This window comes from Litorilituus lipolyticus, from assembly GCF_006439335.1.
GTDB lineage: Bacteria > Pseudomonadota > Gammaproteobacteria > Enterobacterales > Alteromonadaceae > Colwellia > Colwellia lipolytica.
The window spans coordinates 68,718-82,768 of record NZ_SAWY01000021.1 but is presented as its reverse complement, the minus strand read 5'-3'; the positions used below and the strand labels follow the sequence as shown (position 1 = coordinate 82,768).

11 protein-coding genes are annotated in these 14,051 nt (G+C 35.8%); 9 read left to right on the top strand and 2 right to left on the bottom strand.

The annotated features are described in order from the left end of the window. Nucleotides 1–197: 197 nt before the first annotated feature. The 3 genes from EPA86_RS10985 to EPA86_RS10975 all read left to right on the top strand — a co-directional run bounded on the left by EPA86_RS10985 (nt 198) and on the right by EPA86_RS10975 (nt 2,417). Nucleotides 198–1,061: an acetoacetate decarboxylase family protein gene (locus tag EPA86_RS10985; protein WP_140603526.1), complete on the top strand. Its 864-nt coding sequence runs from the start codon at nt 198–200 to the stop codon at nt 1,059–1,061. Nucleotides 1,062–1,205: 144 nt separating this feature from the next. Beyond that, on the top strand, nt 1,206–2,177 hold the full coding sequence (locus EPA86_RS10980) for a lipid A deacylase LpxR family protein (protein WP_140603524.1): 972 nt from the start codon (nt 1,206–1,208) through the stop codon (nt 2,175–2,177). Nucleotides 2,178–2,228: 51 nt separating this feature from the next. After that, nucleotides 2,229–2,417: a hypothetical protein gene (locus tag EPA86_RS10975; protein WP_140603522.1), complete on the top strand. Its 189-nt coding sequence runs from the start codon at nt 2,229–2,231 to the stop codon at nt 2,415–2,417. 31 nt (nt 2,418–2,448) lie between these two features. Here the strand turns inward: EPA86_RS10975 and EPA86_RS10970 are convergent, their stop codons facing one another. Beyond that, nucleotides 2,449–2,715: a DUF4156 domain-containing protein gene (locus EPA86_RS10970; protein WP_281284881.1), complete on the bottom strand. Its 267-nt coding sequence runs from the start codon at nt 2,713–2,715 to the stop codon at nt 2,449–2,451. Nucleotides 2,716–3,260: 545 nt separating this feature from the next. Beyond that, the gene (locus EPA86_RS10965; RefSeq protein WP_140603518.1) at nt 3,261–3,698 is read right to left on the bottom strand and encodes a glutaredoxin domain-containing protein; all 438 of its coding nucleotides are present in this window, start codon (nt 3,696–3,698) and stop codon (nt 3,261–3,263) included. Between the two features lie 379 nt (nt 3,699–4,077). On the opposite strand from EPA86_RS10965, the gene EPA86_RS10960 reads away from it, so the two are divergent. From EPA86_RS10960 to EPA86_RS10935, 6 genes are all read left to right on the top strand, one after another. Further along, a complete protein-coding gene (locus EPA86_RS10960; RefSeq protein WP_246058368.1) occupies nt 4,078–5,997 on the top strand; it encodes a glycoside hydrolase family 36 protein in 1,920 nt (639 codons plus the stop codon). A 365-nt stretch (nt 5,998–6,362) separates the two neighbouring features. Further along, nucleotides 6,363–7,244, top strand: a complete 882-nt coding sequence (locus tag EPA86_RS10955) for a helix-turn-helix domain-containing protein (RefSeq protein ID WP_140603516.1) — start codon at nt 6,363–6,365, stop codon at nt 7,242–7,244. 146 nt (nt 7,245–7,390) lie between these two features. Continuing rightward, nucleotides 7,391–9,355, top strand: coding sequence for a glycoside hydrolase family 97 protein (locus tag EPA86_RS10950; RefSeq protein WP_140603513.1), 1,965 nt, complete (start codon nt 7,391–7,393; stop codon nt 9,353–9,355). Beyond that, nucleotides 9,330–10,805, top strand: a complete 1,476-nt coding sequence (locus EPA86_RS10945; RefSeq protein ID WP_246058366.1) for a Na+/H+ antiporter NhaC family protein — start codon at nt 9,330–9,332, stop codon at nt 10,803–10,805. The genes EPA86_RS10950 and EPA86_RS10945 overlap by 26 nt, the downstream gene beginning before the upstream one ends. A 7-nt stretch (nt 10,806–10,812) precedes the next feature. Beyond that, nucleotides 10,813–12,000 carry a trans-sulfuration enzyme family protein gene (locus EPA86_RS10940; protein WP_140603511.1) on the top strand — a complete coding sequence of 396 codons (1,188 nt, stop codon included), beginning with the start codon at nt 10,813–10,815 and terminating at the stop codon, nt 11,998–12,000. 218 nt (nt 12,001–12,218) lie between these two features. Continuing rightward, on the top strand, nt 12,219–13,775 hold the full coding sequence (locus EPA86_RS10935; RefSeq protein ID WP_140603509.1) for a sulfatase family protein: 1,557 nt from the start codon (nt 12,219–12,221) through the stop codon (nt 13,773–13,775). The last annotated feature ends 276 nt before the right edge of the window (nt 13,776–14,051 follow it).

Here is a 14,051-nt window from a genome sequence, read left to right as displayed (position 1 = left end):
TATTATTTTCATTATTTTAAATCTTCGGTAAGTCTATGTTTTTCATGGCTTGCTGAAGTTTTACTTCTTTTTAAAGGCCTACGAAATGAGAGGGGATTCATAATAGGTGCTTCATATTAGTTAATAGCTATTAGGTAATTTTTACTATGTTAGTTTTCTGTTCTATTTTGTATGGTTAAAGAAAAAACAGGACTACTATGAAAGCTAACACCATCATTTCGCCTGAGTTATTAAATAATAAAGATGACTTTAGCGCAGAATATTTTAATCAGTTTAATTTACGTAATGCTGCTAGCCCATTAAAGTTAAATAAAAGCATCACTAAAGATTATTTATTTCCCACCTTTTATGGTGATGTAAGTTGCTCTATAGGTGTGTTCTTATGTGATTACCAAGCAGCCTTAGAACAGTTGCCTAATGCCTCTATGAAGCCGGTAAAAATGCCAGGCGGCAGGGCATTAGTCACTATTTCATGTTATGAATATAAAAAAGTTCTTGGTGTTGCACCTTATAATGAAATTGCAGTAACTATTCCTATTCAAGTAAACCCTAGTTTTGACCTACCAGTATTACCAATCATTGCAGAAAAGCTATTTTCAGGTTTTGGTTATCATGTTATTCATATGCCCGTTACCAGTTTAGAAAATCAAATCAGAGGCCTTAAAATATGGGGGCTACCCAAAGTGGTTAATGATATTGATATAGCGATTGATGATAAAAGCTCTACAACCACTGCCATAGATGAGCATGGCAATCGTTACTTATCATTAACGATACCTACCCAAGGAAAAAGTACTCAGTTTGATGTGCGCTCTAATTTATATTCAGTGTTAAATGGCGAAATGAAACAAAGTGAAACCTGTTTTAATGGTAACTTTAATGTAACTAAAAACATGGGACAGTTACTTTCTAAGGCGAGTAAAGGTCAAGCTGCTTTAATGTTGGGCGAAGGGGAGCAGGCCGATACGCTGCGTGAGTTAATGATTAATCCTGTACCTTTTCAAACACGTTTTTGTTCAGGTATGAATGCTTGTTTTGATTTACCAAACCCTAATTATTAATTAGAGAGTAATTTAGCAAGTCGCTTTATTTAAAGGTAAATGTATTCATGAGAAATGTTATTGTGAAATAGCTGTTTTAATGAAGTTTTCCTTTGTAAGATAACTTACAGTGTTATTTTAAATAATTATCATTAGGTTTTCTTTATGATGCAGCGCCTTTTCATCATTATTATTTTGCTATGTTTGCCATCAGCAAATGCTTCGCAGGTTCACTTTCAATTAGAGAATGATGTGACATTCAAGGAAGATGGTAACTACAGTAATGGCATGATTTTAGGGTGGCAAAGTGAGCTTGAAATTTTAAATGCACAGCAAGGGATAAGTTTTAGTACTTGGCCAAGTGTATTACTCTTTAAGCAAGAAAATGCCCAACAGGCATGGGGTTTAAAAGTAAGCCAGCGCATGTGGACTCCTTCTGAAATTAAAATTACTGAGCCACAGCCTGATGATCGCCCTTATGCAGGCTTTTTAGAATTTGAACAGCATGCATCGTTCTACTCCGAGCAAGTAGCCCAAAAAGTATGGTTTGGACTTGGCATTATTGGCCCTGCATCGGGTACAGAACAATTACAGGGTGCTATACATAAATTATTGGGGGCAAGTACGCCAGAAGGTTGGCAATATCAAATTGACAACACGCCCACAATACAGCTGTCATATGAAATTGATTATCTCCTGTTAAAAAATTCTGCACCGTTTAATAGTCAATGGGAGATAAGTGGCTATAGCTATAATTCGCTGGGAAACTTTCGTAGTGAAGTGAATGCTGGCTTAACTTTACGTTGGGGTGCTATCCTAACTGACTCATTCGGACGACTAAGTGGTCATTTTGGTCATGTTGGCAATTATACAGGAACATTATCACCACAATCATACTTCTTATTCACTCGCTTGCAAGTGGGCTATCGCTTTAATGATTTAACTATAGACGGTGATTTACCCTATCAATCAAATGTTGAGATGAATGCTTTTAGAGCGAGTGCTGAAACAGGTATAGTGTACGCCTACTCATTAGGTACAGTGGCATGGAGCTTCAACTTTTATAACAAAGAATACCATGGCGATAGTAAAAAATGGCACGGCTATGGTTTATTACAATTTACTTGGGCACTGTAGTTTTATTAGATTTTAGCTTTCTGTTCACATAAAGAGAATGTAATTAATATCATGATTTGTATAGATGTCAGTATTGGTGATGTTTTCAAAGTTGAAAAGCTAAAAGAATGCTACTTTGGCTGGTCAGTTCATCATCGTTCAGGCATTTTTGCTAGTTCAGATTTCTTTGGTAACGTTAATGGTGGTAGTAACGTCAATACTCTGTACCTTCAATGCCATAACAATGTTCTGGGTAGTTAATGTCCTTAATGCTTTCTATTTGGCTTTAAGTTTATTCGTTTATACAAGAGTATGCCTGACCAATAAAAGTAACCGAAGTAGCGAATTCCATTTTCTCTTTAATATAGACATGGTTTGCGCTTATAGTGTTAGCTTGATTTTTCAAGTCATTCATACTGGCCGTAGTTAACTCACGGTTTGAAATGAAAAAATAGTTGTACCATTTACCCTCTGTACCGACTAGTTCGCTCAAAAACTGACAGTTTTTTACTTGGTCATAAGAGGTCACTACGTTAACTTGTTCCGACTTCTCATGTATCTGATGTGTGCTTAATAAACTGCATGAACTGATGAAAAAAAGAGATGTGAATAGTCCATATTTTCCAATCGTTTTAAATTTCATCGCTAATATTTACCTTACTGAAGATGGAAACGCTTTAAATAACTGATTAACTTTGTGCTAGATATTACACGGAATTTGCTGACTTAACACAAAATATTCTGCTTGTGTGTTAACACGCCCTATAGAGTTTAGCGAATAGCAGTTACGTGTGAAAACTGCGTAATCTAAAGCGTTGCTTTACTATTTTTTCTAATTAACCTAACAAGACGTATAATTGCATTGACAACAATGAGCTAGGTGAAAGAATTAGTTCTTCTAGGGAGCGTTTTTAGGTAAGCGCTGAGGGAGTTGCTTGCAGCTAAAAGTTTGTTGGTTCCTCAACTATAACCTGTGTGTATTTGTGCAAAACCTGCTTTTAAGCTTTTACCATCAATAGTACACATCAATGAAAATATCAGTTTGAAACCAGTTAATTGATAAAGAGAGTACTATGTACCCTAAACGCCTTAGTATAATTTAAGTTAAGGCGCGTATATGAGTTCAAAACCTGCTTGACTAAAGCCACTCATTTTTTTCTTTCCTACCAAAATTATAGGGACACCTTTGCCGCCTAATTTTTTAAATTCCATTTTGGCTATTTTACTTTTTTCAATGTTCTTTTCTGTATAACGAATTCGTTTATCAGAAAAATATTTCTTAGCTTTTTTACAGTAACCGCACCAGCTTGTTGTGTAAATGACTACTTTTTTACCAATATCTATTGAAGAAACTTGGTAAGAAACCGTTTCTACTGAGTTAACAAGCTTGATGTTTAATTCTTCAACATTTTGTTGAGAATCGGGTTTTCTGTCACCAAAATGTACTTTGCCTTGTTCATCTACCCATTTATATATTTCCTGAGCTTGTGCTAGTGGATTTATGCAAAGCATAAAAATGACCAATAAATTTATACGCATCATAATTTTCTTCCTTGAAAAATCTTAAATTTAAAGTTTAGTCGCTACACTATTATTATTCTCAAATAAATTATTTATGAGTTTCTTTCGAGCATAAAAAAAACTGCACGCTTAATAAGTTTAAACATTAGGCTTTTGGGGGAAACGAGTATTGCTCACTCTTAAATAATGAACGTTTGTTACAACGAATTTGTTTAGCGTTAAATGAAAATATATTACATCTAGACCTTAAATCAAGACCTTAAATCAAGACCTTAAATTAAAATCAATGAATATGCTTGTTACAATTGAGCTAGGGCACATTGAAATAAATAGGTAGGTTATTTTTTAAGAATCAATAGTTACATCTCGATATATGCTGTTATCTTAAGCCGTGATATTTTTGTGTAATCATAAATTTGATGCTTTGATTGATGAAAAATCTAGTATCTACAGTTCAAATTCCACAGAGGTGAATATTTTGTTTGGTCTTATTAAAGCTATTGCTGTGCTTATATTGTTAATACCTATGGCAATAACTCCGGTTAATGCGCAAGAGTTTTTTATTAATAAACAGTTATTTCAGCTATCGGCAGCTGCTGATAATTTTGAGATTCATGTAAAAACTGAGAAAGTGGCTAATGATGTCAATATTGCCACTATTACCTTAAGTGCAAAAACTGCGCAACAACCACCAAAATTTACCTTGAATTGGAAGACTCCATCTATTGATGTCGCAGGAGTATGGACGCCTGCATTTAATGTTGATTATATTATTCCAGCAGATTGGAGCAGTAAAAAGCTTGAGTCGATGTTAACTCGTAATGCACCTGTTTATACCTTATTTGGTCACGACGATGTTAATCGCTATACCGTATCAGTTGATGATGCAATTAATCTAGTTCATATGTCAGCTAAAATAAGAGAGGAAGACTCTTTTATTTATCATGAGGTAGAGTTTCTCTCTGAAAAACACAAAAAAGTTAAGCAATATCAGGTAAAAGTCAGGCTGGATACTCGAACTGTGCCATTCTACCAATCGTTAAATGATGTGGCTAAGTGGTGGCAGCAAGATTCGAGATACACACCGACATTTGTTCCTGATGATGCTTTAGAACCTATGTATTCAACTTGGTATAGCTATCATCAATCAGTTGAACATGAAAGCTTACTCGCAGAAGCAAAAGTCGCTGCCAGTTTAGGTTACAAAGCCATCATAGTTGATGACGGTTGGCAAACTAACGATAGTAATCGTGGCTATGCCTATACGGGAGATTGGAAACCTGAACGGTTAACTAACATTAAAGACTTTGTCGATGATATCCATCAATTAGGCATGAAAGCTATCTTGTGGTATTCCATCCCTTTTGTTGGTGAAAAAGCTGAAGTTGCAGAGCGTTTTCAAGGTAAGTATTTAAACCACAGTAAAGGGTTAGAAACCTACGTACTAGACCCTAGATACCCGGAAGTGAGGGAGTATTTAATTGGTCATTACGAGCAGGCTATTAAAGTTTGGGGTTGGGATGGCTTAAAGCTTGATTTTATTGATCAATTCAAAAGCTATGACGATACCATTCTTGAAAAGAAAGATGGTAGAGACTTTGCCTCAGTGTATGTTGCTGTTGATAAGTTAATGACAGACCTTATTGATAGGCTAAAAGCAATAAACCCAGACGTAATGGTGGAGTTTAGGCAGCGTTATATTGGGCCTGCTATGCGTAAATATGGCAACATGTTTCGCGCTACAGATATCCCAAATGGGGCAGTAACTAATAAGAAAAGAATAGTTAACTTACGGGTTTTAAGTGGCGATACTGCTGTACATTCAGATATGTTAATGTGGCATTATGACGAGCCTGCTGAAATTGCGGCATTGCAATTACTTAATGTGCTTTATTCTGTGCCACAAATATCTGTACGTTTAGCTGAATTACCTAAATCGCATTTTGATATGGTTACTCATTACACGGCTTATTGGAAAGATAATAAAGATATTTTATTAGCTGGAAAATTCAGCCCTCAGGGGGTTTTAGCTAACTACCCATTAATTACTAGTACAGCAAGAAATAAACAAATTACTACTATTTATGATGAGTTAGTTGTAAATGTTCCTGAGAAAAAATCGGTAATTAATAAAGTTGATATTATAAATGCCAAAAAATCTAAAAATGTGGTGGTAAATCTAAACCCAACCATTTCAACAGCGAAAGTCGTAATTAAAAACGTACAAGGCAACATTGTGAAACGCTATACGGTTAACGACATTAAGCAAGTGCTGTTACTTGAAGTGCCTGTTTCAGGTATTGCTTCTTTGCAGTTCTAATGCTTCTCGTTTATTCGCTTTTTTAATATTGTCATTAGCTTTTAGCAAAGCTTAATGCAATTTAAAGACCCAAAACCTAACAATAGGTTTTGGGTTTTATTTGTCTAATTCAATACCTTAGATAAAGTTTTAATTACTTCCTTTCTTAGCGAGTTTCTGTTTAAGCTTGGTTTTATTGTCCTGTTTATGAAGAATTCATTCTTAAAAAATAACAAAGGGCTTTAATGTTCTTGCACATAAAGCAGAGAAAACTTAAATTTGAGGAGTAAAAAGTTTGAAAATGAGAATTTTTAAATTAATCAATTCCCCTCGAAAAATATATTAAAATAATAAGGGGAGCTAACTTTACTCTACTTGGAGGCATCATGTTAAATTGGATAAGCCGAATCGTCCAACGCGAATCTGGGCCCTTAGAAGTGCAAGGAGAGGATTCCAAATTTGGGTTCCAAAAGCATGTGCCAGAAATAATGGAACAAAGTCATTGGCATGGTCACATAGAAGTTAATTATTTATTTGGCTGTTCGGCCAGTTACTTAATTAACGGTAAGCGAATAAACGTTCCTGAAGGTAAAATGATTATTTTCTGGGCATCGATACCCCACCAAATGACCCATTATGATGGTGATGGTTATATGGTGAACCTGTATATTCCATTGCAGGCATTTTTAACATGGAAACTGCCTAATCAGTATATTAAGTCTTTGCTTGATGGCGAAGTCTTGGTCTCAGAAAGCTTGTATGAGAGTGATCAGTTATTAACTGATGTTTGGGAGAAAGATCTTGAGAAAGATAATGCTGATTTAACTTTTCAAGTGATCAGTGAAATACGAAATAGAATCAGCCGTATGGCAATTGAGTCGTACACGTCATTTCAATTAACGGATGAATCTGAATTAGTAGATAACAAAAAAGTGGTTTGTGGTATTAACCACGTACAAACTATGTTGGCTTATATCGCCGATAATTTTGATACACGTATTAAAATCTCTAATGTCACTGATTCTACTGGATTGCATAAAAACTATGCTATGAAATTGTTTACTCGAGTGATGAAAGTGAGCATCAAGCAATATATTAATCAGCTTCGTTTACATCATGCTCAAGCGTTATTGGTTGATACTGATGATACTGTGGTTTGTATCGCTAATAAGGCAGGGTTTGGCTCAGTGAGCCGATTTTACGATATATTTAAAAGAGAGTTAAATATATCTCCAGTGGAGTTTCGTAACTCTATCAACAATGCTTAATTTTTTGCTAATACTACTTTTTAGGAGTGGATTCTGAATAACTCGTACGCTTAAAATTTTCAATCATGCTTAAATTTATAAATTATTGAAAGTGGCTATGTTTTTAAACATAGCCACTGAGTTAATTAGAATATTTAGGTCTTTACATGAATAAAGTATTAAGTTTACTGCTGTTTGTTGTTTTTGTTAGCTTTTCAGCGTTTAGTAAAACGATTTCGCTATCCTCGCCAGATAAAAAAATAACCCTTAAAGTTAGCAATCAACCAAGCTACATAGAATACGATATTACCTCGCACAATGAATTGATTATATCTAAAGCAAAAGCAAATATTTCGCTTACATCTTCTAAATATGAACAAGCAAAACTAGAATATCACTCTCATAAAATCACTTCGGTTAATCAGGTGATTAACCCTGTTGTTCAACAAAAATCTAAAGAAGTAGTCGAAAACTATAATCAGTTAACCGTGCAATTTGATAGTGGTTTATCAATAGAGTTTCGTGTTTTTAATGAAGGGGTAGCTTATCGTTTTAGAACAAAATCAGCACGAGATATGGTTATTCTAGATGAAGAGGTCTCACTAAATTTTGCTGATGATTTTACTGCACAATACCCATTAGAAAAGGGTTTTTATTCTCACAATGAACGATCTTATATAACCAAAAAAATAACAGATATCTCAGCTAAGAACTTAGCAAGTTTGCCGCTATTAGTTGAAACTGAAAATCAAAAAGTTGTATTTACTGAATCCTCATTAAAGGATTACCCTGGACTTTGGGTGGTGGGTGCTAATAGTAATAGCCTTATTGGAACACAGCCAAAACGGGTTAAATCAGCCGAGCTTAAAAAAGATTCCGACAGAAATGAGAATATTACCCAACGATATAATGATATTGCTGTTATAAACAAAAAACAGGGTATGGATTTCCCATGGCGAATCTTTGCTATTAGCCAGAATGATGCTGAACTTTTAACAAATGAGTTGTCATTTTTATTGGCAAACGAACTGGAAATTGACGATCCTTCATGGATAAAACCAGGTAAAGTGGCTTGGGATTGGTGGAATGCAAATAACATTTATGGTGTTGATTTTAACTCAGGTATTAATACAAAAACCTATAAATACTACATTGATTTTGCTTCAAAATTTGGTATTGAGTATATCATTCTTGATGAAGGGTGGTACGAGTTAGGCGATGCCTTAAACATAGTACCAGAGATTGATTTAGCCGAAATAATTTCCTACGGCAAAAGCAAAAATGTCGATATTATTTTATGGGTTATTTGGGAAACCGTTGAACAAGATTTAGCTAATATATTGTCGCAATACGCTGATTGGGGCGTGAAAGGTATTAAAGTTGATTTTATGCAACGTGATGACCAAGCGATGGTGCAATATTATTGGCGCGTTGCTAAAGAAGCGGCGAAAAATAAATTATTAGTTAATTTTCATGGCTCATACAAACCTGCTGGGCTTAGACGAGCATATCCTAATGTTATCACCAGAGAAGGAGTGCGTGGTTTAGAGCATAATAAATGGGGTGATTATATTACCGCAGAGCATAATTTAACTTTGCCTTTTATACGCATGCTAGCAGGTCCTATGGATTACACTCCAGGGGCGATGGTGAATACTCAACCTGAAAACTTTAGAATTTCCTTCAATCGACCAATGAGTAAAACGACTCGCGCTCATCAATTAGCCTTGTATGTCGTCTTTGAAAGTCCATTACAAATGCTGGCAGATAGTCCATCAAATTACTTAGCCAACGAGCAAAGCACTGCATTTATCTCTAAAGTGCCAACAGTTTGGGATGAAACAAAGATTTTATCGGCAAAATTCCAAGATCATATTATTAGTGCAAGGCGCTCAGGCAATGATTGGTTTATTGGTGTCTTAGGTAACAGTAAAGCGAGAAATTTTGATATTGATTTAAGCTTTTTAGGGCAGGGTGAATATCAAATGATCTCCATGAGTGATGGGGTGAACGCAGATAAATTCGCTAGTGATATCAAAAAGCAGACAAGTAAGGTAACTAGTCAAAGTAAAATCAATGTTGAGTTAGCGCCAAGTGGTGGTTGGGTTGCACGAATTACCACAAGTAAATAGTCTTTCTCGTCCATTAAGTGATGTGAATCATCTACTGTCTTCGATGTTGGCAGTGATGATTCTTGTTGCAAGTGTGGCTTATGGTTTGATAATCAGGCCGCTTTGGCTAAATCAAACAGCATTGCCATTAGAGCTAGTGTTTCTTAGTGCCTCGGTTATGGTGATGGCTCAGGCATTATGTTTAGGTTATCAATGGCAGAGTTTAATAAATAATGTCAATGCGAAAATAACACGGGCATTTCCCACTATTTTATTGTTATTTGTTATTGGTATTTTAATCGGTACTTGGATTTTATCTGGTACGGTTCCAATGTTAGTTTACCTAGGGTTAGATTTAGTTAGCGAGCACTATTTTTACGCCTTAGCATTCTTACTATCAGTCGTTTTCTCTCTGTGTACAGGTTCATCGTGGAGTACTATTGCGACCATAGGTGTAGTGTTAATTACCGTTGGGCAAACAGCTAATGCACATTTGGGTATTTTGGCTGGCGCTGTTATAGGAGGAGCCTATTTTGGCGATAAAATGTCTCCGTTATCTGATACGACAAACATTGCTGCTATTGCTGTAGGGGTAAGTGTTCAAGCGCATATTAATGCAATGAAATACACCACTATACCCGCAGCTGTTTTGGCATTGTTTGCTTATATAATACTGGGTTTTTATTATCCCGTTGCTAGCACTGCTGCACAAGAAAGCGTACTCTTGACATTTCAAACTCAGCTTCAAGGGCTGTTTAACTTTAGCTTTTGGCTATTTTTACCACCGCTTATCATTTTGATTGGCTCAATTAAGCGTTTTCCGCCACTACCAACTTTAGTTGTTTCCTCTATTAGTGCTTGTTTGTTAGCTTTGTGTTTTCAAGCTATATCGTTAGAGCAGATATTTACTACAATTCATAAAGGTTTTGACCTTTCGATGTTTGTATCAACAGCCAATATGACAGTAGACACCAGTGGGGTTGCTATTAACAGTATTTTGAATCGTGGTGGTTTATATTTTCTAATTGATCCTATTGTTATCACCATTTTAATTTTTGTTTATGTTGGTGTTGTGGATGAAATGGGCGCAATAACTCGCACGTTAAGTGCTATGTTGCATAAGATAAAGCGAGACTCATCATTAGTTGTTTCCACCTTATTTGCATCATCATTAACCAATTCTCTAACATCAAGTCAGTATGCCAATAGCTTTATTGTTAGTGAGGTGTTTTCTAAAAAATATCGTGAACATAGGCTCCCCAAGCCGTTATTATCGCGATCACTTGAAGACACTGGCACCATGATAGAAAGTCTAGTGCCATGGAGCACCACGGCAGTATTTATCTACGCCACTTTAGACATTGCCCTTACTGAATATTGGTATTGGCAATTAATGAGCTTATTCAACATTGCCGTTGCATTACTGTTGGCAATTTTCGCAATTGATTATTCGAAGAACAAAACTAGGTAGTATTAGGATGATAAAAAAGCAACATATAGAAACAGGACTAGTATTCGATGGTGATGATAATAGCGACCCTTATGGCGCGGTAGTTCCACCAGTTTATCAAAACTCTCTTTTTACCTTTGACAGTTGGGAAGCGCTTGAACAGGCGTTTGCAGATAAAGAGAATAGCGTTATATACACGCGAGGTAATAATCCAACGGTACAATACACTGAGGGCAAATTAGCTTTGCTGGCAGGTGGTGAAAGAGCAAAATTATTCTCTTCTGGTATGGCTGCAGTGTCAGCTGGCATATTGCACTTTTTATCTCAAGGTGACCATTTAATTACGGTAAGTAATATTTATGGGCCAACAGCCACGTTAATTCGTAATATGCTTGTTCCTAAAATGGGAGTAGAAGTCACGTATGTCTCTGGTAACTGTCTTGAGGAAATAGCCAAAGCTATAAGACCTAATACTAGATTAATATACCTTGAAAGCCCCTCTTCGGTGATATTTTCATTACAAGATTTAAAACAGATCAGTTTATTAGCAAAAGAGCATGATATTGCTACGATGATCGATAACACTTGGGCAACGCCTCTATACCAAAAGCCCCTTGCATTGGGGATTGATTTAGAAATGCACTCTTGCTCTAAATACCTTGGTGGTCATAGCGATATTATTGGTGGAGTATTAATTGGTAGTCAGTCACTGATCAATAATATTAGTATGAAAGAGTATGAGTTACTGGGTGCTGCATCGTCTCCTAATGATGCCAGTATGTTATTAAGAAGTTTACGTACCTTGCCCATTAGAATGGAAAGACATCAACAAAGTGCCATGCGTATTGCGGAGTTTTTAGATAATCACGAAAAGATTGCCGAAGTCTTTTATCCTGGGCTTGCTTCATTTAAACAAGCACTGCTTGCGGGGCAACAAATGACAGGCTTTAGTGGATTATTTAGTTTTAAATTGAAAACCGATAATCTGGTATTAATCAAAAACTTCTTTAATACCCTTAAACTTTTTCAAAAAGGCGTCAGTTGGGGCGGGCATGAAAGTTTAATATATGCACCGGCCATAAGTTGCAGCGTGGAGCAAACACCTGAGCATATGAAACGCATGGGAATATCACTTAGCAATATGCGTGTCTCAATTGGCTTAGAAAATGCTGATGACTTAATTGCTGACTTAACTAATGCCTTAGATAATATTTAGCTTTGTACATTAACTTTTAGGAATGAATAGTTAGTAAATAGTATGCATCAAAGAGCATAGATGCATAATAATATAGCTCACCGAGTTAGCTGCTTGAAAGAGTTACTTTAAGCATGTTAACGGAACAAAACTAACGTTTTACCATACTACGAATCTTATTAATAAATCGTAATTTTGATAAGTAGTCTTTTGAACATTAGGCTTTACTAAGGAAACTCATGAACATTTTCCAAAAAATAATAATCTCATTACTGATATTTTTTGTGCTCGGATGTGCGAAACAAGAAGCTAATCAACTTAATAAGATAGAAAATGCAGCCGATACCGAGCAGCTGAAAAAACCGAATATATTATGGATCTATGTTGAAGATATTTCACCGCACCTTGGTAGTTATGGTGAGCCACTTGTTAAAACACCTACGTTAGATGAGTTAGCAAGTCAGGGCAGCCAATTTACGAATGCTATTACACCAGCACCTGTTTGCTCAGCAATGCGTTCTGCCATGATGACAGGGCAAATGCAAACTAATATAGGTGTGCATAATCACCATAGCTCGCGCACGCCTGAATCGCTTATTTCGTTACCTGATTCAGTGAAAACGTTACCTGAAATTATGAAAGAAAATGGCTACTTTACCTTTAATAGTGGTAAAGATGATTATAATTTTGATTATGATCGTTTTGATCTTTATTCAGGTGACTATATGGCGCATCCTCTTTATGGAAAGTCAGGTGTGAAGATTGATTGGAATCAGCGTAAAAATAAAAACCAACCTTTCTTTGGTCAAATCCAACTAAAAGGTGGTAAACATATTTTTAGCAGCAAATTTAAAGATAAAGTTCAGCTTCCTATCGATAGAGATAAAATTCAGTTACCGCCTTACTACCCTGAACATCCCATTATTATTGAAGAATGGGCTCAATATTTAGAATCATTACAAATTACTGATAGGGAAGTAAAAGATATTCTAGCGCGTTTAGAAGCTGACGGAGAGCTGGAAAATACTGTTATTTTCTTTTTTGCTGATCATGGTATGCGACTACTTCGTCATAAACAGTTTCTTTATGATGGTGGCTTAAAAGTTCCGTTTATTGCTTATTGGAAAAATCATCAAAACATTGTGGCGAATACTGTCAGAGATGAGCAAATAAGTTTACTTGATATTAGTGCTACCACGTTAGCATTAGCCGATATTGAAAAGCCTGAATACTTTGAAGGTAATGATTTATTTGATGAACAGTACCAAGGTAAAAAGTATGTCATTTCAGCGAGAGATCGCTGTGATTTTACTATTGACCGTATTCGTTCGGTACGTTCTAACAAATATAAGTACATTAAAAACTTTCATCCAGAGCGCTCAGGTATGCAGCCGAGTTATCGCGACTATTGGGAACTGACGAAAGTGAGTAAAAACCTATTCGAGCAAGGTCAACTCAACGCGATTCAAGCACAGCACTTCTCCTCAACAAGGCCTGTAGAGGAGCTATACGATTTAGAAAAAGACCCCCATGAGATTGTAAACTTAGCACTTGATGCTCGTTATCAAGATATTTTACTGGAACATAGAGACGTACTATCAAATTGGATTGAGCAAAGCGATGATAAAGGACAATACCCTGAAAATGAAGAAGGGTTAAAACTCATGTTGGGTATATGGGGAGATACAGCAATTAACCCAGAATTTGATCAGTTAAGAAAGAAATATCCTCAGCTGTCGGGCTCACAGTTTCATTTAAAGAATGCTCGTTTTAAAAAAGTAACGGATGTGAAGTAGCACAAATAAAACGACTTCCCGAAAAATAACACTGCATTAAGCATTATTGAAATCAAATAATTTCATACTGCTTTCAAGCCTAAGATCATATTTCAAGCGTATTATCTTAGGCTTTTTTATATCTATCCTCCCTGCACGCCGCTAAGGCTAGACATTTTCTAAAGGCGCTTGTAACTGCCTTGTTACAAATTAATCACTTAAAAAGTGCAAAGCACTAATTTTCAAGACCAGTTATCTAACTTTTCGGAGGTTAATTTTTATCGATCCGTTCAGTAT